Origin of the sequence: Curtobacterium sp. NPDC088465 (assembly GCF_044753165.1) — a bacterium.
Taxonomy (GTDB): Bacteria; Actinomycetota; Actinomycetes; order Actinomycetales; family Microbacteriaceae; genus Curtobacterium.
Genome location: NZ_JBIVMR010000001.1, coordinates 730,533 through 752,760 on the forward strand (window position 1 = coordinate 730,533; position 22,228 = coordinate 752,760).

19 protein-coding genes are annotated in these 22,228 nt (G+C 72.5%); 2 read left to right on the plus strand and 17 right to left on the minus strand.

The window, feature by feature from the left end:
- Positions 1-4: 4 nt before the first annotated feature.
- From ACIP6W_RS03280 to ACIP6W_RS03350, 15 genes are all read right to left on the minus strand, one after another.
- Positions 5-778 (minus strand): DedA family protein, encoded by a 774-nt coding sequence (locus ACIP6W_RS03280; RefSeq protein WP_400428271.1) that lies wholly within the window; start codon positions 776-778, stop codon positions 5-7.
- Positions 779-879: 101 nt separating this feature from the next.
- Positions 880-1,935: a UDP-N-acetylglucosamine 4,6-dehydratase family protein gene (locus ACIP6W_RS03285; protein WP_400428273.1), complete on the minus strand. Its 1,056-nt coding sequence runs from the start codon at positions 1,933-1,935 to the stop codon at positions 880-882.
- Between the two features lie 232 nt (positions 1,936-2,167).
- Positions 2,168-4,297 (minus strand): fructose-specific PTS transporter subunit EIIC, encoded by a 2,130-nt coding sequence (locus tag ACIP6W_RS03290; protein ID WP_400428275.1) that lies wholly within the window; start codon positions 4,295-4,297, stop codon positions 2,168-2,170.
- 82 nt (positions 4,298-4,379) lie between these two features.
- Positions 4,380-5,405: a 1-phosphofructokinase family hexose kinase gene (locus ACIP6W_RS03295; RefSeq protein ID WP_066652005.1), complete on the minus strand. Its 1,026-nt coding sequence runs from the start codon at positions 5,403-5,405 to the stop codon at positions 4,380-4,382.
- Positions 5,402-6,190 carry a DeoR/GlpR family DNA-binding transcription regulator gene (locus ACIP6W_RS03300; RefSeq protein WP_066652003.1) on the minus strand — a complete coding sequence of 263 codons (789 nt, stop codon included), beginning with the start codon at positions 6,188-6,190 and terminating at the stop codon, positions 5,402-5,404. The genes ACIP6W_RS03295 and ACIP6W_RS03300 overlap by 4 nt, the downstream gene beginning before the upstream one ends.
- Before the next feature lie 149 nt (positions 6,191-6,339).
- Positions 6,340-6,894: a DUF2231 domain-containing protein gene (locus ACIP6W_RS03305; RefSeq protein WP_066652001.1), complete on the minus strand. Its 555-nt coding sequence runs from the start codon at positions 6,892-6,894 to the stop codon at positions 6,340-6,342.
- Between the two features lie 91 nt (positions 6,895-6,985).
- Positions 6,986-8,194, minus strand: coding sequence for an ABC transporter permease (locus tag ACIP6W_RS03310; RefSeq protein WP_209684121.1), 1,209 nt, complete (start codon positions 8,192-8,194; stop codon positions 6,986-6,988).
- The gene (locus tag ACIP6W_RS03315) at positions 8,191-8,955 is read right to left on the minus strand and encodes an ABC transporter ATP-binding protein (RefSeq protein WP_235426449.1); all 765 of its coding nucleotides are present in this window, start codon (positions 8,953-8,955) and stop codon (positions 8,191-8,193) included. Before ACIP6W_RS03315 ends, ACIP6W_RS03310 begins: the two co-directional genes overlap by 4 nt.
- A complete protein-coding gene (locus ACIP6W_RS03320) occupies positions 8,952-9,998 on the minus strand; it encodes an efflux RND transporter periplasmic adaptor subunit (RefSeq protein ID WP_209684123.1) in 1,047 nt (348 codons plus the stop codon). The genes ACIP6W_RS03315 and ACIP6W_RS03320 overlap by 4 nt, the downstream gene beginning before the upstream one ends.
- Positions 9,995-10,471: a hypothetical protein gene (locus ACIP6W_RS03325; protein ID WP_144411217.1), complete on the minus strand. Its 477-nt coding sequence runs from the start codon at positions 10,469-10,471 to the stop codon at positions 9,995-9,997. The genes ACIP6W_RS03320 and ACIP6W_RS03325 overlap by 4 nt, the downstream gene beginning before the upstream one ends.
- Positions 10,472-10,524: 53 nt before the next feature.
- Complete coding sequence (locus ACIP6W_RS03330; RefSeq protein ID WP_400428279.1) at positions 10,525-11,034, minus strand: hypothetical protein; 510 nt, start codon at positions 11,032-11,034, stop codon at positions 10,525-10,527.
- Positions 11,035-11,121: 87 nt separating this feature from the next.
- Complete coding sequence (locus ACIP6W_RS03335) at positions 11,122-12,270, minus strand: HAMP domain-containing sensor histidine kinase (RefSeq protein WP_209684129.1); 1,149 nt, start codon at positions 12,268-12,270, stop codon at positions 11,122-11,124.
- Positions 12,252-12,905, minus strand: a complete 654-nt coding sequence (locus ACIP6W_RS03340; RefSeq protein WP_200884151.1) for a response regulator transcription factor — start codon at positions 12,903-12,905, stop codon at positions 12,252-12,254. Before ACIP6W_RS03340 ends, ACIP6W_RS03335 begins: the two co-directional genes overlap by 19 nt.
- Positions 12,906-13,187: 282 nt before the next feature.
- Complete coding sequence (locus ACIP6W_RS03345; RefSeq protein WP_081984593.1) at positions 13,188-15,356, minus strand: ATP-dependent Clp protease ATP-binding subunit; 2,169 nt, start codon at positions 15,354-15,356, stop codon at positions 13,188-13,190.
- A 53-nt stretch (positions 15,357-15,409) separates the two neighbouring features.
- Complete coding sequence (locus ACIP6W_RS03350; protein WP_066651976.1) at positions 15,410-16,804, minus strand: MFS transporter; 1,395 nt, start codon at positions 16,802-16,804, stop codon at positions 15,410-15,412.
- Positions 16,805-16,881: 77 nt separating this feature from the next.
- On the opposite strand from ACIP6W_RS03350, the gene ACIP6W_RS03355 reads away from it, so the two are divergent.
- Positions 16,882-18,087: a heparan-alpha-glucosaminide N-acetyltransferase domain-containing protein gene (locus tag ACIP6W_RS03355; RefSeq protein WP_400428282.1), complete on the plus strand. Its 1,206-nt coding sequence runs from the start codon at positions 16,882-16,884 to the stop codon at positions 18,085-18,087.
- A 101-nt stretch (positions 18,088-18,188) separates the two neighbouring features.
- Here the strand turns inward: ACIP6W_RS03355 and tatA are convergent, their stop codons facing one another.
- Together tatA and ACIP6W_RS03365 are read right to left on the minus strand one after the other, a co-directional pair.
- Complete coding sequence (tatA, locus tag ACIP6W_RS03360; protein WP_396137163.1) at positions 18,189-18,479, minus strand: twin-arginine translocase TatA/TatE family subunit; 291 nt, start codon at positions 18,477-18,479, stop codon at positions 18,189-18,191.
- 252 nt (positions 18,480-18,731) lie between these two features.
- The gene (locus ACIP6W_RS03365; protein ID WP_400428284.1) at positions 18,732-21,476 is read right to left on the minus strand and encodes a glycoside hydrolase family 2 protein; all 2,745 of its coding nucleotides are present in this window, start codon (positions 21,474-21,476) and stop codon (positions 18,732-18,734) included.
- A gap of 318 nt (positions 21,477-21,794) precedes the next feature.
- On the opposite strand from ACIP6W_RS03365, the gene ACIP6W_RS03370 reads away from it, so the two are divergent.
- Complete coding sequence (locus ACIP6W_RS03370; RefSeq protein WP_251160488.1) at positions 21,795-22,193, plus strand: pilus assembly protein CpaE; 399 nt, start codon at positions 21,795-21,797, stop codon at positions 22,191-22,193.
- The last annotated feature ends 35 nt before the right edge of the window (positions 22,194-22,228 follow it).

Genomic DNA, 22,228 nt, shown 5'->3' on the forward strand with positions numbered 1-22,228 from the left:
CCGGTCAGTCGTTCGCGGGCGTCGCACGGCGGCGTCCGCGGGCGGCTCCGGTCGTCGCGCCGTCCTGCGCCGCCGCACGCTGCTCGGCCCGCTCGACACGGACGCGGCGGATGCGCCGGACCACGAACGTCACGACGACGACCGCGATCGCCACGTAGAGCACCCGGTCGATCCACTCGGTGTACTGCTCGACCTTGTCGTACTGCGTGCCGAACGCGGCACCGAGCAGCACGAGCGCACTGTTCCAGATGCCGCTGGCGATGATCGTGAAGACCGAGAACGGCACGAGGTGCATCCGGTCGGCGCCGGCGGGCAGCGAGATCAGGCTGCGGACGATCGGCACGAAGCGGCCGAAGAAGACCGCGCTCTTGCCGTGCCGGTGGAACCAGTCGGCGGCCTTGCGGAAGTCGTCCTCGTCGACGAGCGGCAGTCGTCCCAGCAGCCGCACGGTCCGTTCGAACCCGATCACCGCGCCGAGCCAGTAGAGCACGAGTGCACCGAGGTACGACCCGAGCGTCGCCAGCACCAGGACGAGGACGAGGTTCATCTGCCCGGCTCCCGCCAGGAACCCCGCGAGGGGCAGGATCACCTCGGACGGGATCGGCGGGAACACCGTCTCGACGAAGAGCATCAGCGCGACGCCCCACTCCCCCAGCGCGTCGATGAGCTGGAGCACGAAGCCCGACAGGCCACCGAGGTCCTCGGTGCCCTCCGGCCGGGAGCCCGCGGCGGTGGTCGTCGCGGGCAGGGTCGGCGGCAGCGTGAGGGCGGTCGTCATGCCCCGAGTCTCCCTGAGCGTCCTGACAGATCACGGTGCGCTCCTGCCCGCGCTGGACGCCGTGCGCGCACGGACGACTCCACGCCGCGGTCGCGCCGCCGTCACGCCGCCGTGGCGAGGAAGACCGGAGCGGTCGCGAGAGTCCGAGGCGCCGCCAGGAGTGCGGGATCGAACGGGGGGACCGCGGTGTGGAAGATCCTGGGGTGGACCGACCGTCGGCCGATCTCGCCGCCTCCGAGGAGTTCCTCGTGGAGCTTCTCGCCCGGACGCAGCCCGGAGAACACGATGTCGCTCTGGCTGCCGGTCATCGCGAGCATGCCCCGCGCGACGTCCAGGATCCGCACCGGGTCACCCATGTCCAGCACGAGGACCTCCCCGGGCTCAGCGATCGCCGAGGCCTGGACGACCAGTCCGCAGGCGTCCGGGATCGACATGAAGTACCGGGTGGCGTCGGGGTGCGTGACCGTCACCGGGCGCCCGGTCCGCATCAGTTCGGCGAACAACGGGACCATCGACCCCCTGCTCCCGAGGACGTTCCCGAACCGTACCGACACGAAGTGCCGCCCCGATTCCGCCGCGTACCAGGCAGTGAGACGCTCCCCGACCCGCTTCGTCGAACCGAGGACGCTGGACGGATCCGCGGCCTTGTCGGTCGAGACGTTGACGAGCGTCTCGACCCCGGCATCGACGGCAGCCCCGAGCACGTTCGCCGTGCCGATGACGTTGGTCTTCCAACCCTCTGCCGGGTACTGCTCGAGCATCGGGAGGTGCTTGAGCGCTGCCGCATGGAAGACGATGTCCGGACGGCGGTCCCGCACGAGTTCGGCGATCGTGTCCGCGTCACGGATGTCGGCGAGGACCACGTCGGGCGTGTCGAGCAGGCCGTGCCCCGCCACGGCCACCTGGACCTGCTGCAGCGCCGTCTCGTCCCGGTCGAGCATGAGGAGTGCCGATGGGTCGGCCCCGGCGAGTTGCCGGCAGAGTTCGCTGCCGATGGATCCCCCTGCGCCGGTGACGAGCACCCGCTTCCCGCGGACCAGTTCGGCCGCCCCCGCCACCTCCGCAGGATCGCCGCCGACACCGACGAGCTCGGCCACACGGGCGGTGAGCGCCCCGGCATCGGCGGCACTGTTGCAGCTGCTCTTCGAATCGATCACGAGAGCATCGTAGAACGTGGTATGTGACACCCGCAATACTTGCGGTCCGGCTGTGGAGGACGACCATCACGAGCGCGGCCCCGGACCTGACCGGCCACTACAGCACGACGACGGACGGGAGGCCCGGTGCCAGCTGGCACGACCTCCCTCGCAGGCTCGGTCGGCGCGCCCCGCGCAACGCTTCGCGTTGCTGCTGAGCGGGGCGCGCCCGCCCGTCAGGTGGTGACGACCGCTACACGGCGGCCGGCGCGCGCTGCCCGACCGTCTCGCCGGCCACGGCTGCCTGCTCGGCGGCGACGGCCTCGGCGGCGGGCGACTTTCGCACCCACTTCTTCAGCCCGACCAGGACCAGCGCGGAGACGACCGTGCCCGCCAGGATCGCGACGATGAACATCAGGACGTCGCCGATGGCGAAGAAGACGAAGATGCCACCGTGCGGAGCGCGCGACGTGACGCCGGCACCCATCGAGATCGCACCCGTGACCGCGGCACCGATCATCGAGGCGGGGATGACGCGCAGCGGGTCGGCCGCCGCGAACGGGATCGCCCCCTCGGAGATGAAGGACGCACCGAGCAGCCAGGCCGCCTTGCCGTTCTCGCGCTCCGGCTTCGTGAAGCCCTTGCGGTACAGCACGGTCGAGGCGAGCGCCAGGGCCAGCGGCGGGACCATGCCGGCTGCCATCACGGCCGCCATGATCTCGAACGGCACCACGTTCGTGGCGGTGCCCGCACCGAGGCCGGCGACGGCGAACGCGTAGGCCACCTTGTTGACCGGGCCGCCGAGGTCGAACGCCATCATCAGGCCGAGGATGATGCCGAGCAGGATCGCCGAGGCACCGGAGAGCGAGTTGAGGAACCCGGTCAGCTGGGTCATCAGCCAGGCGATCGGGCCGCCGAGCACGAGGAGCATGAGGCCCGAGGCGATGATCGACGCGAACAGCGGGATGATCACGACCGGCATGAGGCCACGGAGCCAGCGCCAGGTCGGGATGCGGCCGATCCAGTACGCGGCGGCACCGGCGATGAGACCACCGACGAGCCCGCCGAGGAAGCCGGCGTTCATGAACACCGCGATCGACCCGGCGACGAAGCCCGGCGCGATGCCCGGGCGGTCGGCGATGGCGTAGGCGATGTACCCGGCCAGGGCGGCGACGAGGAACCCGAGGGACACCCCGCCGATCTGGAAGGCCGCTGCACCGAGGTAGTAGCCGAGGCCCTCCGGCGGCAGGTTGAGGAGCGTGGAGTTCGTCAGCGTGTAGACGGCGTTGTTCTGGCCGGAGTCGCCGTGCGGGAGCGCGATGGCGTAGCCGGAGAGCAGGAAGCCGAGGGCGATGAGGAGACCGCCGCCCGCGACGAACGGGATCATGTAGCTCACACCGGTGAGCAGCCAGCGCTTCAGCGCCTGCCCGAAGTGCTCGTCGGCCTTGTTCGACTCGGATGCGGTCGCGGCACCGCCCTGGACGCGCGCGGCGTTCGGGTCGTCGGCGGCGCGGATGGCCTCGGCGATCATCGCGTCGGGCTCGTCGACGCCGCGCTTCACCGGCCCGGACACGAGCGGCTTGCCGGCGAAGCGGCTGCGGTCACGGACGTCCACGTCGACCGCGAACACGACGGCGTCGGCGCGGGCGATGAGCGCGGGGTCGAGCGGCTCGACCTGCGAGGAGCCCTGCGTCTCGACGTGCATCTCGGCTCCGGCGCGCTCCGCGGCGGCGACGAGGGCGTCGGCGGCCATGTAGGTGTGCGCGATGCCGGTCGGGCAGGCGGTCACCCCGACGATGACCTTCCGCGCGCCGGTGGCGCCGCCGGCCGCGCCGCCGGCTGCTGCGGCCTGCGCGGGCTGCGACGTGGTCGGACGGGAGGCACTGCTCCCGTTCCCGACACCGGCTGCGGCGACCTCGCCGCCCACTTCACGCTGCACCAGGTCGACGACCTCCTGCGGGGTCGAGGCGGCGCGGAGCGCGGCGGTGAAGTCCTCGCGGATGAGTGCCCGGGCGAGGGTCGACAGGACCGTGAGGTGGTCCTTGTCGGCACCCTCGGGCACGGCGATCATGAAGACGACGTCGGCGTCGCCGTCCGGCGCTCCGAACGGCACCTTCCGGGCGAGCCGCGAGAACGCCAGCGTCGGGCTCGACACCGAGGCCGACCGGGCGTGCGGGATCGCGATGCCCCCGGGCACACCGGTGCCGACGCTCGCCTCGCGCTTGATGGCGTCCTCGGCCAGGGTGGCGCCGTCGGCCGCGCGGCCGGTCGCGGCGACGCGGTCGGCGAGCACGCGGATGACGTCGGACGACGTCGCGCCGAGGTCCTCGTCGAGGCCGACGAGCTCGGCGCTGATGAGGCGCTGCGTCGTGTCTGCGGACATGGGGTTGCTCCTTTGCAGTGGCGCCGGGGGCGCGGGCAGTGCTGGTTCGGGGTGGTGCTGCGGGGTGGTGCTGCGGGATCGGTCAGGCGATCGGCGCCGGGACCTGCGTCGTGTGCAGGGTCCGGACCGTCACGCTGCCGGGGTCGGTGTGGTCGAGGGCGGGCACGTCGCTCCCGGGCAGTGCCGCGGCAGCGGCCCCCGTGGCGACGGCCTGGGCGAGGCGCTCGGACGCCGAGGCTCCGGCGACTTCGGCGAGCAGGTAGCCCGCGAGGGACGAGTCACCGGCACCGACCGTCGAGCGGGCGACGATGCGGGGTGCGGCGGCGACGTGGCTGCCCTCGCCGGAGACGAGGACGGCGCCGGCGCTGCCGAGTGTGAGCAGCACGGTGTCGACGTGCTTCTCGCGCAGCCGGTGGGCGGCGGCGACGGCTGCCTCGAGGTCCTGCTCGTAGACCTCGGGGTCACCGCCGACGACCTCGGCGAGTTCCTCCGCGTTCGGCTTGACCAGGTCGATCCGCTCCCCCGACTGCAGCAGCGCGGTGAACGGGATGCCCGACGAGTCGACCGCGACCCGGACGTCGTCGCCGTGGCGCTCGCGCACGGCACGGACGAGCACGGCGAGCGCGTCGTCGGGCAGGCCCGGCGGCAGGGACCCGGCGAACACCACCCAGCGGGCGGACGGCCCGGTCGGGGTCGGTCCGGCGGCGTCGGCGACGAGCGCGGCGAGGTCCTCGAGACGACCCGCGAGCGAGGGCCCGGGCTCGTTGAGCTTCGTCGTCGTGCCGGTCGGCTCGGTGACGGTGACGTTCGAGCGGAGCGGGGCACCGATCGGCAGTGCGGCGGTCGGGATGCCCCGGGTCGCCAGGCCGAGCAGGACGGGGTCGAGCTCGTCGCCGGGCAGGACCGCGAGGGTGTCCCCGCCGCTCGCGACGACGACCCGGGAGACGTTGACGCCCTTGCCGCCCGGCTCGGCCGTGGTCCGGACGGCCCGCTGCACAGCGCCGCGCTGCAGCTCGCCGCCCAGCTCGATCGTGCGGTCGAGGGACGGGTTCGGCGTCACGGTGACGATCCGGGTGCTGGGGTGCACGGTGTGCTCCTGCTGGTTCATGCGACCACGACCTCCACGTCGGCGTCGGCGAGCGCACCGGCGAGGTCCGCCGGGGGCTCCTGGTCGGTGACGAGGGTGTCGACCTCGTCGAGTCGGGCGAAGCGCATGAGCGCCTCGACGCCGTGCTTGGCGGCGTCGGCGAGGACGACGCTCCGTCGCGCCGCGAGGACGTAGGCGCCCTTGACCCCGGCCTCGTACTCGTCGGGCGTGCTCAGCCCGAAGCCGGCGGACAGGCCGTTCGTGCCGACGAACGCGATGTCCGGGCGGAGCGCCGCGATCTGCTCGACGGTGGCCGTGCCGACGGCCGCGCTCGTCAGCCCGCGCACCCGCCCGCCGAGCAGGTGCAGCTCGACGTGCTCGCTGTGCTGCAGGGTGGCGGCGATCGGGACCGAGTTCGTGACGACGGTCAGGGTGGCTCCGGGGGTCGCGGGCTCCCAGCGGACCAGCTCGGCGGCGACGGCGGCGCAGGTGGTGCCGGCGTCGAGGGCGATGGACCCGGTGAACGACGACGGCACCAGGCGCATCGCGGCGCGGGCGATCGCCGTCTTCGCGGTGCCGTGCTGCCCCTCGCGCTCGGCGACGGAGAGCTCGACCACGCTGGAGCGTCCGACGGGGACCGCTCCCCCGTGCACCCGGCGCAGGACACCGGCGGTCTCGAGGGCGTCGAGGTCGCGGCGCACTGTCTCGGTCGTGACGTCGAAGTGCTCGGCGAGGTCGGCGACGGACACCCGCCCGGCCGACTGCAGCGTGGCGGCGATGGCGTCCTGCCGCTCGGTTGCGTACATGCCGGAACTCCTTCGTTCTCGTTGGTTCGAGGAACTGTACGTCCGAAAGCAACACGAACGCAACTGTTTCGCGGCAGAACCAACACGAACGAAGGAACGCCCGACCTGCCAGTGCAGATCGGGCGTTCCTGTGGAGGCCGTGTGGGGCGTCAGTCGTCGAAGGGGACCCGGTCGCTCGACCCCACCCCGGCACGCTGCCGGTAGGACAGGTGTCCGCCGAGGTACCCGCCGACGCTCACGACGGTGAGCCCGACGACGCCGAGCGCCTTGCCTGCCGCGGTGTTGCCCTTCCGTCGCTGCCACCACGACAGGCCGAAGAACGTGATGCCGACCCAGTTCACCGCCTGGTGCACCCACCCGGTCCGGCGCTGCTCGAGCGAGAGCTCCGCCCAGTCGACGTAGCCGGCGATCGACGCACTGCCCGCCGATGCGATCCCGACCCCGGTCAGCGTCTGCGCCGCGCGCGCGTTGCCCTTCCCGCCGATCAGGTCGAGGACGGCCGCCGAGATCCAGGCGCCGAGTGGCACCTGCACCATCAGCGGGTGCAGGGGGTGTCCGAACGGCACGCCGTGCAGCAGCTGCCGCAGGGCCTTCGGCTTCGCGACCGCGCGGACGACGCGCGTGTCGAGGTCGACGGCCTTGTCGAGCACGCTGGCGTGCTCGATGGAGTCGGTGAGGCGACGGATGATCGGCAGCTCTGGCATGCCCTGGACGCTAGGCCGCCGGGCCCGGTGTCGGTTCCAGGAACCGGCACCGGGCCTCCCGACCGGTGCGCCCGGCGGACCACGCGACCGGTCAGACCGCGGCGAGCGCCGAGGTGGGCGGGATTCGCGCGGCGCGCGCCGCCGGATACAGCCCCGAGACGCCGCCGATCACCACGGTCGCGGCGAGTCCGCCCCCGACCGCCCACAGCGGGATCGCCACCGGCCACCCCTGCGCGAGCGCGAAGGCGATCGTGACGCCCAGCCCGATGACCACCCCAGCGACACCGCCGAGGAAGGAGAGCAGCAGCGACTCCACCAGGAACTGGTCGCGGATGTTCCGTCGTCGGGCGCCGAGTGCACGCCGGACACCTACTTCTGCCCGTCGTTCGAGGACCGTGATCACCATCGTGTTCGCGACACCGATCCCGCCCACGAGCAGGGCAACCCCACCGATCCCGACCAGGAGCCCGGTGAACGAGTCGTCCGTCGCGTTCTTCGCCGCGAGGGCGTCGGACGGACGGGTCACCCCGACGTCCTGCGGGTGGTCGGGGCTGATCGCGTTCGCCAGGACGTCCCGCGCGTCGGCCACCCGTTCCGGGTCGACGCGCGTGTAGACCGCGGTCGGGTGTCCGTCGAACCCGAGGGTCGTCGCGAGCGCCTGTGGGACGAAGACCTGGTTGTCGAGGTCCTCCGCGAGTTGCAGCGGCGCGAGGACGCCGACGACCTGCACCCACTGTCCGCCGATCCACACCCGGGTGTCCGGCCGGAGCTCGTCGATGCCGAGGTTCTTCGCGGCGACCGCCCCCAGCACGGCCTGGGCGGGGGCGTCCGGCGACGGGTCGACCCACCGTCCGGCCGCCAGGGATCCGCCGAGCACCGTCGGCACGTCACCCCAGACGGTCATCACGCCGATGCCCTTCGTCTCCGCCGCGGGCACGAAGGGGTTCCGGTAGACGCGGCCGTCCTCGGCCTCGCCGACGCCGGCGGCGTCCTGCACGTCGGACTGTCGGAGCGCCGACTCGACGGCCGTGCTCGGCAGGGGCGGGACGTCCCCGAAGCCCTGTGCCTTCGTGACCGTGAGGACGTTCGTGCCGAGTGCGTCGAGCACCTGGTCGAGGGCCGCCTTGCTCGACGACGAGATGCCGACGACGGCGATCATGGCGGCGATGCCGATCGCGATGCCGAGCGCCGACAGCACGACCCGGCCCGGACGGGTCCGGAGCCCGAAGACCCCGAGCCGGAGCAGGTCTCCGGCGCCGACCGTCCGCGGGCGCTGCGCTCGCGCCGTGTGCGCGCTCACCGTCCGGCTCCGACGATCGCGTCGGCGAGGGCACCCGCGTCCGAGGTGCTCGAGTCGTCCTCCACGGCCCCGTCCCGCATCCGCACCTGGCGGGGCAGCGAGGCCGCCAGTGCCAGGTCGTGCGTGATGACGAGCACGGTGGTCCCGGCGTCGTTGAGCTCGCGGAGCAGCCCGAGGATCTTCCGACCGCTCGCGGTGTCGAGTGCACCGGTCGGCTCGTCGGCGAGCAGGATCGTCGGATCGCCGACGATGGCGCGGGCGATCGCGACGCGCTGTTTCTCGCCGCCGGAGAGCTGCGGCGGGCGGTGCCCGACGCGGTGCTCGAGACCGACCCGTCCCAGTGCGTCGACCGCGCGCTCCATCCGAGCCCGACGCGGGACGCCGGCGTAGAGGAGTCCGTCGGCGACGTTCTCCGCCGCGGTCGCGCCGGCCTGCAGGTGGAAGTGCTGGAAGACGAACCCGATGTGCTCGGCGCGGAGCCGGGACAGGTCGTCGTCGCGCATCGACCCGACGTCGTGCCCGGCGATCGTCACGGTGCCCGAGGTCGGCCGGTCGAGCGTCCCGACGGTGTTGAGCATCGTCGACTTGCCGGAGCCCGAGGGACCGACGACCGCGACGAGCTCCCCGGCGGTGACGTCGAGCGACACCCCGCGGAGCGCCTGCACGTCGCCGTAGGTCTTCACCACCTCACGGAGGCGGACCACCGTCTCCGCGGCGCGCGGGCCGGCGACGGCATGATCGGCGAGGGTCGCCGCGCTCACGAGGGCACCACGACCTCGTCGCCCTCGTGCACGTCGCCGGTGACCGCCGCACGACCGTCGGCGACGAGCCCGACCTGCACCGTCACGCGCTTCGTCGTGCCGTCACGTCGGGCGACCTCGACGCTGTACTCGCCGGAGCGTCCGGTCGCGGACAACGCCTGCACCGGCACCGAGAGCACGTCCTTCGCGGTCTGCCCGGGGGCCTCCACCCGGACGGATGCCGCTGCGGGGATGCTCTGGTCGCCGGCGTCGAACGCGATCGTCGTCAGGACGGTCTTGCCGCCCGTGTCCGACTCGTCCGGCTCGGCGTCGACGACCTCGCCCTCGATCGCGTCCTCGCCGCCGTTCAGACGCACCCGGACCTTCGTGCCGACGGCGAGGCGCGCGGCGTCCGCCTGGGACACTGCGGCGTTCACGACGCGCTTCGTGCTCGTGACCTGGAGGACGTCCCCGGCGGCAGGCTGGCCGAGCTTCGCGACGACGGAGTCGACGCGGACGGGGCCGTCGACGAAGACGATGTCGTTCGCCGTGAGCGCGCCGGTGACCTCCAGCCCACGGTCCTCCTGCCAGCGCTGCACCGCTGCCCGGGTGCGCTTGCCGAACGTCTCGTCGACGGACACGTCGTAGCCCAGGGCGGCGAGGTCCTCGTTGAGCTGCCGGACGTCGGCCCCCTCGATGCCGTACTCGAGCGTCCGCCAGAGCGGGGTGGCGCCGTACATCGCACGGACCGGTCGCTCGTCGACCGCGTACACCGGCTGGTCCTGCTCGATGACCTGTCCGGGTTCGGGCAGCCAGGTCACGGTACCGGACGCCGCGCCCGGGACCCCGGTCGGTGCGCCGTACCCGAGGGCACCCGCGAACAGCTTCGAGTCGGTCAGGTCCCCCTTCTCGACCGGGGCGGTGGCCTGCTTGCTGCGGGTCTCGGCGGCCGAGGACTCCGTCGGGGTCCCGCCGACGACCGCCCACGTGCCGACTCCGGCTGCCAGCACGGCGACCAGGCACGCACTGACGACGACGGTGCGCCCGCGCACGGTCCCGGTCACTTCGTCTGCACCTTCGCGCCGGAACCCTCGTAGCACTTCCCGAGGACGTCCGCGTACGCGGTGTCGCCCGCTGGGGCCCGGTACGCGTCCGCGCGCTCCGGGTCGTCCGGGTAGTCGGTGTACCCAGCCTTCCGCATGCACTCCGCGACCTTCAGGGCGAGCGCCCGGAACTCCGCGCTGTCCCGACCGCTCTCGGCCTCGCGCGCCGCCTCGGGGTCGTGCTCCCGCGTGCACTCCGCCAGGGCGTCCTGCTGACCCTGCACGTCTCCGGTCGTCGGGGTGAACCGGTAGTCGTCGTCGGTCACGTCGTAGCCCGCGTCCCGCATGCAGGACGCGACGGCGTGGTCACTGCTCGTCTCGGCGGGGCCCGTCGGCCGGCCGGGGTCCGGCTGCGAGGCGGAACAGCCGGCGAGGACGCCGGCGAGGACGAGGATCGCCGCGGCGATCCCGGTGCTGGTGATGGTCCGTGTCATGGTGCTCCTCGCGTCGTCGGGGATGGTGGTGGTCCTGGTGCGGCCGGTCATGATCAGTTGCCCCGCGTCTTCGTGTCGGGCGCGTGCTTCGCCAGGCACTCGTCGAGGTGGTCGTCGAACGCCGGGTCCTCGGAGAGGGCGCCGTAGTCGATGACCCCCGGCTTCTGCGCCGGTGCGTCCGGGTACTCCTCGCGCACGCAGGCGTCGACCGCGGCGTACTGGCGCTTCCACTCGTCCTTCTGCGCCGAGTCGGCGGACTGCACGCCGATCTGCTGGTTGCACGTCTGTGCGGCCTCCAGGAAGGCAGCCTGATCGACCCCGGGCGGCGTGAGCACCGAGCCGCTGGTGACCTCGTCGTCGCTCGGGTCCTCGGCCTCGAAGCCGGCGTCCCGCATGCAGGACCCCCACTTCGACCCGAGCCCGCTGGACGCGGCGGTGTCAGCCGCTCCCGCCGTGTCGTGCGCGGTGCACCCGGCGAGGGCGAGCGGAGCGCCGACGACGAGCGCGAGGACGACGGCGGCCCGGTGGAGGTTCGAGGGAGTCGGTGTGGTGGTGTGGTTCATGCATCCAGGACACCGGACAGGGTGTTTCGCGAACGGCTGCCCGCGGATTACACCGACGAAACACCGATCACACCGACGAGACACCGATCACACCGACGAGACACCGACGACGGCGCGGAGCCCACCGTCGGGCAGGGGCTCGAGCCGGAGCGACCAGCCGTGCGCGTCCGCGATCGCGGCGACGATCGACAGCCCGAGGCCGCTGTGCCGCTTCGAGCCCGGGTGGTCCCCGCGACGGAACGGCTCGGTGAGGTGCTGGACCTCGTCCGGGTCGACGAGCACCCCGGTGTTCTCGACCGTCACCCCGTGCACGCCTGTGCGGACGAGGACCGTGCCGCCCGGTTCGTTGTACTCGATCGCGTTGTCGACCAGGTTGCCGACGAGTTGCCGGACGAGCAGCGGTTCGCCGGTCAGCCCGCGGGGCACGTCCTGCTCGTCGACGACGAGCGTGACGTCGGCGTCACGCGCAGCACCGGCGGCCTGCGCGACGACGTCACGGGCGACGGCACCGAGGTCGACCGCCGTCGACCGGTCCTCGAGTCCGCGCTCCGCCTCGGCGAGCACCAGGAGCGAGTCGACGAGGTGCTCGGTGCGACGGTTCTGCTCGAGGAGCTCCGCCCGGACCGCCGCGAGCTCGGCCGGGGTGGCGTCGTCGGGCAGCCCGATCTGCACCGACGCGCGCTGCACCGCGAGCGGCGTGCGCAACTCGTGCGCGGCCTGCGCCACGAACCGCCGTTGGCTCGCGAACGCCGCCTCGAGCCGGTCGAGCAGGGCGTCCACCGTGCGCGCGAGCCTGCGGAGTTCGTCGTCGGGACCGTCGAGCGCGATGCGTTCGTGGAGGGTCGACGCCGAGATCCGGTCGGCGGTGCGCGCCATCCGGTCGATCGGGCGCAGGACCTGGCGGCTCAGGACCCAGCCGAGCAGACCGGCGAGCACCCCCGCGACGGCGATGCCGACCGCCGACCACTGCCACTGCTGCTCGGCGGCGACCTGCACGAAGGCGACCGCACCGGAGGGCACCGCCGAGGGGTCGACGTGCGGATCACGTCCGACCGACGGCGTCGCGGCCGAGGACAGCGCCGTCGGTCGGAACTCGGTGGCTGCGCGGAGCGACCACTGGGACGCGAGCGCGACGAACACGAGCACGCCCGTGGTCAGGGCCATCGCGGAGACCGCGAATCCGACGGTCGTCCGGACGCCGATGCTCCAGAGCCGCGTCACAGTGCGTACCCGCACCCCGGGACGGTCCGGATCGGGTCCGGCGGCCCGAGCTTCTTGCGGAGCTTCGACAGGGTCACCCGGACGGCCGCCGTGAACGGGTCGATGTTCATGTCCCAGACCTTCTCGAGCAGCTCCTCGGACGAGACGATGCGACCGTCCGCGCGGAGCAGCACCTCGAGCACGCCGAGCTCCTTCGACGTCAGGTCGAGCGGTCGGCCGTCGCGGGTGGCGATGCGCCGGTTCGAGTCGACGACGATCCCGTCCCGCTCGAGCACCGGCGCGACCGGCGCGACGCTCCGCCGCCCGAGCGCACGGACCCTGGCGACGAGCTCCGGGTACTCGAACGGCTTCGCGAGGTAGTCGTCCGCACCGAGTTCGAGCCCGTGCACGCGGTCTGCCAGCGTGGTCGCGGCGGTCAGCATGAGGATCCGGGTCAGCGAACCCCTCGCCGCGAGTCGACGCGCGACCTCGTCCCCGTGCAGACCCGGCAGGTCGCGGTCGAGCACGACGACGTCGTAGTCGTTCACCGACAGGAGTTCGTCCGCCTCGTCGCCCCGGTGGGCGACGTCGACGGCCATGTCCTGGCGACAGAGTCCCTTCGCGACGAGATCGGCCAGGGAGGTCTCATCGTCGACCACGAGTACACGCACATTCGACATTTCACATGCGATGTCTATGAATCCGCTGAGTCGAGGTGGACGGTCCCCCGCCGTTCGTCGAACCGCACGACGAACTCGGTCGTCTCCGCGGATCGGGTGATGAACAGGGGGACGGTTTCGACGGTCTGTGGTTCCATGCGACCACCGTCGCGCGTGCACTGTTTCGCGGCCGTAACGCTGCCGGGGGCGACGCAACGACCGGGAGGCCCGGTGCCGGTCCGTCGGACCGGCACCGGACCTCCCGGCCGCACCCTGCCGCGGGGCGGACGCGACCTACTCCTCGACGATCTCCGCGAGCTCGAACGGCTCGACCGTCAGCTCGTCGCCGCCCGCGGCGACGTCCACGCGGACGGTGTCCCCGTCGCGGACGTCCCCGGACAGGATCGCCCGCGCCAACCGGTCGTCGATCTGCCGCTGCATGAGGCGGCGGAGCGGCCTCGCCCCGTAGACGGGGTCGTAGCCGCGGTCGGCGAGCCAGCTGCGCGCCGCCGGCGTCACGGCCAGCTCGAGTCGGCGGTCCGACAGACGACGAGCCAGACGGTCGACGTACAGCGACACGATCTGGCCGAGGTCGTCGGTGGTGAGCGCCTGGAACACGACGATGTCGTCGAGACGGTTCACGAACTCGGGCCGGAACGCCTGCTGCACGAGCTCACGCACGGCCTCGTCCCGTTGCTCGTCCGTGAGCGTCAGGTCGGTCATGAACTGCGATCCGAGGTTCGACGTCAGGACCATGATCGTGTTCCGGAAGTCGACCGTGCGCCCCTGCCCGTCGGTCAGGCGTCCGTCGTCGAGCACCTGGAGCAGGACGTCGAACACCTCGGGGTGCGCCTTCTCGACCTCGTCGAGCAGCACCACCGAGTACGGGCGGCGCCGGACGGTCTCGGTGAGCTGCCCGCCGGCCTCGTACCCGACGTACCCGGGCGGGGCACCGATGAGCCGAGCGACCGAGTGCTTCTCGCCGTACTCGCTCATGTCGATGCGGACGAGGGCCTTCTCGTCGTCGAACAGGAACTCGGCGAGCGCCTTGGCGAGCTCGGTCTTGCCGACGCCGGTGGGGCCGAGGAACAGGAACGAGCCCGTCGGGCGGTCCGGGTCGGAGATGCCGGCGCGGGTGCGACGCACCGCCTCGGACACGGTGGACACCGCGGCGCGCTGCCCGATGATCCGACGACCGAGTTCGGTCTCCAGGTGCAGGAGCTTCTCGGTCTCACCCTGCAGCAGGCGCCCCATCGGGATGCCCGTCCACTGCGCGATCACGGCGGCGATGTCCTCGTCCGTGACGCTGTCGTTCACCATGCGGTCGGCGCTCTCGGCCTGCTCGGCCGCCGCGAGCTCGGCCTCGATCCGGGGCTTCTCGCCGTACTCGATGCGCGACACCGTCTCGTACTGCGCCTCCCGCTGCGCGCGCTGGCTGCGCATGTTCAGCTCGTCGAGCTGCTGCTTGAGCTCACCGATGCGGTTGAGGCTCGCCCGCTCGGCCTGCCACCGCTGCTCGAGCTCGTCGAGCCGCTCCTGGCGCCCGGCGAGCTCCGCGCGCAGGGTCGCCAGCCGCGCCTTCGACGCGTCGTCCTTCTCCTGCTTCAGCGCGAACTCCTCGACGCGCAGGCGGTCCACGCTGCGCTTGAGCTCGTCGATCTCGACCGGGCTCGAGTCGATCTCCATGCGCAGTCGGCTGGCGGCCTCGTCGATGAGGTCGATCGCCTTGTCGGGGAGCTGGCGACCGGAGATGTAGCGGTTCGACAGGCTCGCGGCGGCGACCAGGGCGGAGTCGTTGATGGTCACCTTGTGGTGCGCCTCGTACCGCTCCTTGAGTCCGCGGAGGATCGCCACGGTGTCCTCGACGCTCGGCTCCCCCACGAACACCTGCTGGAAGCGGCGCTCGAGCGCGGCGTCCTTCTCGATGTACTCGCGGTACTCGTCGAGCGTCGTCGCGCCGATCAGCCGCAGCTCACCGCGGGCGAGCATCGGCTTGAGCATGTTCGACGCCGCGACGGACCCTTCACCGCCGCCGGCCCCCATCAGCGTGTGCAGCTCGTCGATGAACGTGATGACCTGACCGTCCGAGTCGTCGATCTCCTTGAGGACGGCCTTGAGCCGCTCCTCGAACTCGCCGCGGTACTTCGCGCCGGCGATGAGGGCGGACATGTCGAGCGACACGAGCCGCTTGTCCTTCAGCGAGTCGGCGACGTCGCCGGCGACGATGCGCTGCGCGAGACCCTCGACCACGGCGGTCTTGCCGACCCCGGGCTCACCGATGAGCACGGGGTTGTTCTTGGTCCGCCGCGTCAGCACCTGGGAGACACGGCGGATCTCGGCGTCACGACCGATCACCGGGTCGAGCTTGCCGCTCCGCGCGATCGCGGTGAGGTCGACGCCGTACTGCTCGAGGGCGGTCTTCTGCCGTTCCTGCGAGTCGGGGGCGCCCTGGAGGTTCGCCATGCGGTCCGTCCTTTCCGTGCGGTGGTGGTGTACTTGAGTCTACTGCACTCAACTTACGAGCGCAGCGGTGCATTCCGGATCCCGACCGCGCTGACGACGGCTCCGGCGGCGAGCAGCAGCGCCATCACGACCATCGCGCGGTGCAACCCGTCGACGCTCACCCCGCCACCCAGGACGACGCCCGCCAGGGCCACCGTCACCAGCCCGGCGATGCGGGCGACCGCGTTGTTCACGGCGGACCCGGCACCGGCCTCCGCCTGCGGCACCGATCCGAGGACGGCACTCGTCAACGGCGTCACCATGGTCGCGATCCCCGCGCCGATCAGCACGAGCCCGGGCAGCACCGACCACCAGTAGCCCGCCGGGTCGTCGCCGGCGAGCAGCATCAGCAGCGCGCCGACCGCGGCCACGGCTGGCCCGGCAGCCATGAACCACCGTGGACCGTACCGGCCGGAGAACGAACCGACCGTGGTGGACAGCGCCAGGAGCATCAGCGTCGGCGGCAACGTCGCGAGTCCGGCGACCCACGCGGGGAAGTCCCACACCTCCTGCAGGAACAGGGTCACGACGAAGAACACCATCCCGAGCGCCCCGTAGATCGAGAGCGTCGCCAGGTTGCCGACCGTGAAGTTGCGCGCGCGGAACAGCTCCAGCGGCACCAGGGGCGAGCCGGCGGTCCGGGTCACGCGGAGCTCCCACGGCACGAAGGCCACGAGGGACGCCGCGCCGAGCACGAGCGCGGCGACGACGACCGGCGCGCCCCACCCGAGGCGCTCCTGCTCGATCAGGCCGAGGACGACACCGCCGACCCCGACCACGGCGAGCACCGCGCCGATCACGTCCACCCGCGGACGGTCGCCGGTGACCACGTCGCCGGAGATCCGCCGGACCAGGGGGATCGTCACCGCGATCGGCACGGCCGTCACCACGAAGATCCAGCGCCAGCCGATGCCGTCGACGATCAGCCCGCCGACGACCGGCCCGAGGATGGACGCGGCGCTCGACCAGGCCGTCCACGACCCGATCGCCTTCGCCTGCGCGGCGCCCCGGAACGCCGCGACGATGAGCGCCAGGGCGCTCGGGGTCACGAGCGCCCCACCGACACCCTGGAACGCCCGGGCGACGACCAGGACCTCGCCCGTCGGCGCGATCGCGCACACCACCGAGGCGACGCCGAAGACGACCAGGCCCCACCGGATGATCCGGACCCGGCCGAACAGGTCCGAGAGGGAGCCGGCGACCAGGATCAACGAGCCGAGCGTGACCAGGTAGGCGTCGACGGTCCACTGCTGCACGACGAGACCACCACCGAGCTCCCGGCGGATCGCGGGCAGGGCGACGTTGACGACGCTCGAGTCGAGCCCGACGACGAAGGACGCCAGGATCGCGACCACGAGGACCACCCGGCGGTCGTCACGGAGCGGGGCCGTTGCGGCCGGAGCGGTCATGCGCCCCATCCTCCTCGTCGGAGTGATCCGGCGACCGGTTGCGCCGACGAAACAGCGCGCTCGCGAGCATCGTCGACATGCAACATGTCAACGCCCCCACTCGTCCACGTCTCGCCGGCCTCGACGCCGCTCGCGGGCTCGCCGTCCTCGGCATATTCGCCGCGCACGTCGGAGCGGCGGACACGCTCTTCGACTGGACGGATCCGTCGAGCTGGCCCGACCTCGTGAACGGTCGCTCCTCGGTCCTGTTCGCGCTCTGCGCCGGGGCCTCCCTGGTCCTGCTCACCACCGGTCCGGGGCCGGCCGGTCGGGTCCGCGACCGACGGCACGTCCTCGCCCGTGCCGCGACGCTCCTGGCGATCGGCGGGCTCCTGACCCTGGTGCCCGGAGGCGTGCTCGTCATCCTGCCGACCTACGCCGTGCTGTTCGTCGCCGCGCTGCCGTTCCTGCGGCTCCGGCTCCGCTGGGTCGTCCTCGCCGCCGTGCTCGCCCTCGTGGTCGGTCCCGTGCTCGCCCTCGTCGGACAGGCCGTCGTCGAGATGACCGGCGGCAGCAGCACCGCGGGGCTGCTCTTCACCGGGTACCCCGCCGTGTCGTGGTTCGGGGTCGTCCTCGCGGGCGTGCTCGTGGCTCGACTCGGGCTCGACCGCGCCGACGTCCTGCGCCGGGTGCTCCTGGTGGGTGTCGGGCTCGCCGCGACCGGGTACGGAGCCGGAGCCGCGATCGGCACCGCACTCGGCATCACGGGACCGGTCGGGACGATGATCCCCGTCGGCGGAGGCGGGGACAGCGGCAGCGGCAGCGGCAGCGGCAGCGGCAGCGGCTCCGCGCCGGTGGCGCCCGCCGTCCCGGAGGGCGGCCCCGGCATCGTCGCCCAGAACCCGCCCTTCCCACGGATCGACTGGGCACGCCTGCTCGACGTCACCCCGCACGCCGGGTCGACCTTCGAGCTCGTCGGAGCCCTCGGCATCGCCCTCGCAGTGCTGGCTGCGCTCGGGCTCCTCGGTCGGTACGCCCCGACGGTCCTGCTCCCGCTCAGCGCCGTCGGCCGTCTCGCGCTGACGCTCTACTGCGCGCACGTCCTGGCCGTCGGCGTCTGGTCGCGATCGGGCGAACCGGACCCGCTGCCGGCACTCGGCGGGTGGGGGCCCTTCGTCGTCCTCCTCGTGGCCGCCGTCGTCGCCGCACTGCTCGTCCACCGCTCCGGGCGTCGGGGTCCCCTCGAGGCGCTCACCCGACGTGCCGCCCGAGCACTCGACGATCCACCGACCACGACGTCCTGACGTCGAGCAGGACCAGGGCCGGAGCAGGACGTCGCCCGAACGCCGAAGCCCCCGCGACCAGAGTGGTCGCGGGGGCTGCCGACAGGACGGGGCTGGGTGTCCTAGTTCTTGGGCTCGGCGGTCGAGTGCACGTCGGGCTGCACCGAGGGGCCGGGGTTGACGACGGGCTGCGCGGTCGGCTGCGCCGTGTTCTGCACGGTCGGACCGGTCGTCGCCGTGTTCACGGTGCCGTCGTCGTTCTTCTTCTTGTCGTCGCCCATCTCCTTCTTGAAGATGTTGATCGACTGGCCCAGGCCCTTGGCGAGCGCCGGGAGCTTGGTGGCACCGAACAGCAGGATGATGATCCCGAGGATGATCAGCAGGTGGATCCCCGTCAGGTTTCCGAGCATCATGTCTCCTTGTTCTGGGTCTGGCGACGCCCGTCCGGTCATCGTCGACCGGGAGGGCGGAAGTCCGTCGTCCGATCATCGTAACCCGCACCCGACCGGAAGCCCAGGCGGGAGCCGGAACGGACACCGTTCGCACAGGCTGCACCGGACGACATGGCAGCACCCCCGGAGGCCGTTGCTCTCCGGGGGCGCGCTGTTGCGACCGCGGGTCAAGGCGCGGCCGTACCGGTGGTGACACCGGACACGTCCAGTATATCAGTCCAGAGTGCGACGCTCCGGATCGAGGAGGGCGTCGTCGAGCGACCAGAGCGCCGCGCCCTCCGTCAGGCGAGCAACCTCGGCGTCGGACAGCCCGCGGACCCGGAAGCCCACGCGCTCCCCCGGCAGCAGCGTCATGAAGCCGCGGTCGACGGTGCCGGTCGGCGCGATGCGGTCCGGCTGCACGAGCAGGTCCCGCACGAGCGACTCGGCCTCGACGACCAGGTCGTGTCCGTCACCGTCGGCCGCGGGGGCGACCGTCGTGCGGTACCGCGCCGGCTCCCACTGCACGTCCTTGTCCGGCGACGCGGTCCAGACCGCACGACGCCAGTCCATGTCCGCCACGACGAGCTCACGCGTCGGGTCGTCCAGGACGCCGACCGACTCGGGCAGGTCGACGACGGCGACGCCGGCCTCCGACAGCCGGACGGGCAGCGTGACCTCGGCGAGGATCCTGCCGGACACGTGCATGCGCCGGACCCGCACCACGCTGTCGCGACCGCCGCGGGAGGACCGCACCGCGATCTCGACGGGCGAGTGCCCGAACGACCCGGGCGACACCCCGAGCGACAGCGTGTCGACGAGCCCTCCGGACTCGGAGGCGCCGTCGGCGGTACCGGTGCTCGCGGCGGTCCCGGCTGCCCCGTCGAGGGGAGCCGACGTGCCGACGTGGTCCGCGCCTCCAGGCCGGTCTCCGGACGACGTCGGAACCGCGTCGTCGTCAGCGGACGGACGCACGACGGGCCGGATCGCCAGCAGGACGTCGTCGTACAGCCGACGCAGCTCGTGGGCGAGCGGCTTGAGCCGCCCCGCGGAGTCGATCGCGGACCACGACGCCACCGGCCACAGGTCGTTGAGCTGCCAGACGACGACCCCGGTGTTCCGCGGCCAGTGCGTCCGCCAGTGCTCGACGCCGGTCGCGACGGCCCGCGTCTGCTGCAGCTGCGTCAGGTAGTGCCAGCGGTCGAACTCGGCCGGATCGACGACGCCGAAGCGCGGCTCGATCCCCCGTGCCAGCTTGCCCATGCCGTCGTCGGCCTTCTGGTGGTGCACGACACCGGGCGAGTCCACGCGCAGCGGCTCGTCCGTGACCGCGTCGCGGAGGGTGCGCCAGGCGGGCGGTGCCTGCCACCCGAACTCGGACACGAACCGCGGGACGGAGTCGCGGTAGTGGTCGTCGGACAGCCGGTTCCAGACGTCCCACGAGTGGTGCGTCTCGTGGTCGACGTCGTTCGCGGGCAGGGTCTCGGAACCCGACCAGGGCGAGGCGACCGTGTAGAAGCGCGACGGGTCGACCGCGTCGACGATCGTCGGGAGGAGGTCGAGGTAGTAGTCGAGCCCCCAGCCGCGGTCACCGAGCTCCTCGGCCCAGCCGTCCGCGTCGTGCAACCAGATGTTCTCGTTGTTGCCGTTCCAGACCACGAGCGACGGGTGGCCGGCCAGGCGTGCGACGTTGTCCCGGGCCTCGGCGACGACCTCACTGCGGATCGGCTCGATCTCGGGGTAGGCCGCGCAGGCGAACGCGAAGTCCTGCCAGACGAGCAGGCCGAGCTCGTCGCAGACGTCGTAGAAGTCGTCGGACTCGTAGACCCCGCCACCCCACACACGGACGAGGTTCACGCCGAGGTCCGCGGCGACGCCGAGCCGGTCCGCGGTCCGCGCGCGGTCCACCCGCGACACGATGACGTCGTCCGGGATCCAGTTCACGCCGCGGACGTCGATGACGGTGCTGTTCACCACGACGGTGAAGGGCTTGCCGATCGCGTCGTCCGCGGTGTCGATCCGGGCCGAGCGGAAGCCCGTCTTCGCCGTCCGACGGTCCAGGACCTCGCCGTCGACGGTCTGCAGCTCGACGGTCACGTCGTACCGGGGCTGCTCGCCGTAGCCGCGCGGCCACCAGCGCCGCACCTCGGGCACGCGCACCGTGACGACGGTCTCGTCGTCCTTCGGGGTCAGCTGCGCCCGGGAGCGCTGTCGGGTCGTCCCGCCGTCCACGGTCGGGCCGGCGACCGTGACGACGAGCACGAGGTCGTCGTCCTCACCGTCCTGGTCGAGGTCGTTCATCCCGGACCGCTCGACCCGCACGTGCGCGTCGAGGACGCCCTCGCCGGCCTCGACGTCGACCAGCGGCTTCACCTCGGCGAGCCGCGCCGTGGACCAGCGCTCGATCGCGACCGGACGCCACGGACCGCTCGTCACCGCGGTCAGACCCCAGTCCCAGCCGAAGTTCGAGGCCTGCTTGCGGATGTACGGGAACGGCTCGTCGTACGGTCCCGGCATCGAGCCGGCGCGGGCGGCGACCCGGCCGGCCTCGCGGTACGGCGACTCGAAGAGCAGCTCGAGCTCGCGGTCGCCCGCGGCACCCGGGACGTCGTTGAGGTCGAACCGGTACCGCCGGTGCATGTTGCGGGTGGTGCCGACGACCACGCCGTCGAGGCTCAGCTCGGCGACCGTGTCGAGCCCCTCGCACACCAGGTCGACGCGCTCGTGCCCCCGAGGTGCGACGTCCACCGTCCGCCGGTAGGCCCAGTCGGCCCGGCCGACCCACTTCGCGCCGTCCTCGTTGCGGTCGAACGTCGGGTCCGCGACGAGTCCCTCGCGTTCGAGGTCCGTGTGCACCTGACCCGGCACCGTGGCGGGGATCGTGCGACCCGTGATCCCGGCCGGTGCCCCGGTCGGCACCTGGTCGCCGGCGATCGCCACGGTCCAGTCGTCGCGGAGTTCCTCGCGCTCGAGGGTCATGCGGGTCCTTTGCTGGGCGGACGGGGAGGGCGGACAGGAGCCGGCGGCGGCTCGTGGCCGCCCCGGCACCGTGACACCGGCCGGCGGTCGTGCCCGTGGTCGCGTGAGCGGCCGGGAGGCACGGCACCGGTCGCCCAGGCGTCGTCGCGTCCGCGCGCGCGGACGAGTGCTCGTCGCGCGCGAGGATGCTCGGCGATGCTAGTACGTCGACCTTGCCGGCGACCACGTCCGCGACGACGGACCGCGCGACGCGTCCTGACGGCGTCGGGCCCCGTCGGGTCGTGTCCGCCCTCCGGCCCTGCGTGGCAGGGTGGTGCGGTGATCACCGTCGAACTCGCCCGGTCGCTGCGCGACGCCGGACTCCGCTGGCACCCGGGGACGGGCGACCGGTTCGTGATCGACAAGCCCGGGGTCGACGACGACGTCTACACCGTCTCCGAGATGACGGTGGAGCGGCACGACCACCCCAGCGGCACCTCGCTCGGCTTCAACGGGACGACGGAGTGGGCGCTCGACTCGGTCGAGGCGTCCGAGTCGCTCTGGCTCCCGCGGGAGGACCAGCTGCGCGACCTGCTCGGACCGGCGTTCGTGTCGCTCGCCGCCGGGTTCGTCGTGACGGCGACGATCGACGGGGTCGCCCGGGAGTTCCGGAGCGCGGACGCGGCCGAGGCGTACGGGGACGCACTGCTCGCGTACATCACGGCCGCACTCGCCTGACGGACCGCCCCGGCCGGCGCTGAGGCCGGTCGGGG

Bases quoted from the DNA above. Each gene is read 5' to 3' on its own strand.
- ACIP6W_RS03280 (WP_400428271.1), bottom strand. From the start codon at position 778: ATGACGACCGCCCTCACGCTGCCGCCGACCCTGCCCGCGACGACCACC.
- ACIP6W_RS03290 (WP_400428275.1), bottom strand. From the start codon at position 4,297: ATGTCCGCAGACACGACGCAGCGCCTCATCAGCGCCGAGCTCGTCGGC.
- ACIP6W_RS03295 (WP_066652005.1), bottom strand. From the start codon at position 5,405: ATGAACCAGCAGGAGCACACCGTGCACCCCAGCACCCGGATCGTCACC.
- ACIP6W_RS03300 (WP_066652003.1), bottom strand. From the start codon at position 6,190: ATGTACGCAACCGAGCGGCAGGACGCCATCGCCGCCACGCTGCAGTCG.
- ACIP6W_RS03305 (WP_066652001.1), bottom strand. From the start codon at position 6,894: ATGCCAGAGCTGCCGATCATCCGTCGCCTCACCGACTCCATCGAGCAC.
- ACIP6W_RS03325 (WP_144411217.1), bottom strand. From the start codon at position 10,471: ATGACACGGACCATCACCAGCACCGGGATCGCCGCGGCGATCCTCGTC.
- ACIP6W_RS03330 (WP_400428279.1), bottom strand. From the start codon at position 11,034: ATGAACCACACCACCACACCGACTCCCTCGAACCTCCACCGGGCCGCC.
- ACIP6W_RS03345 (WP_081984593.1), bottom strand. From the start codon at position 15,356: ATGGCGAACCTCCAGGGCGCCCCCGACTCGCAGGAACGGCAGAAGACC.
- ACIP6W_RS03350 (WP_066651976.1), bottom strand. From the start codon at position 16,804: ATGACCGCTCCGGCCGCAACGGCCCCGCTCCGTGACGACCGCCGGGTG.
- ACIP6W_RS03355 (WP_400428282.1), top strand. From the start codon at position 16,882: ATGCAACATGTCAACGCCCCCACTCGTCCACGTCTCGCCGGCCTCGAC.
- tatA (WP_396137163.1), bottom strand. From the start codon at position 18,479: ATGATGCTCGGAAACCTGACGGGGATCCACCTGCTGATCATCCTCGGG.
- ACIP6W_RS03365 (WP_400428284.1), bottom strand. From the start codon at position 21,476: ATGACCCTCGAGCGCGAGGAACTCCGCGACGACTGGACCGTGGCGATC.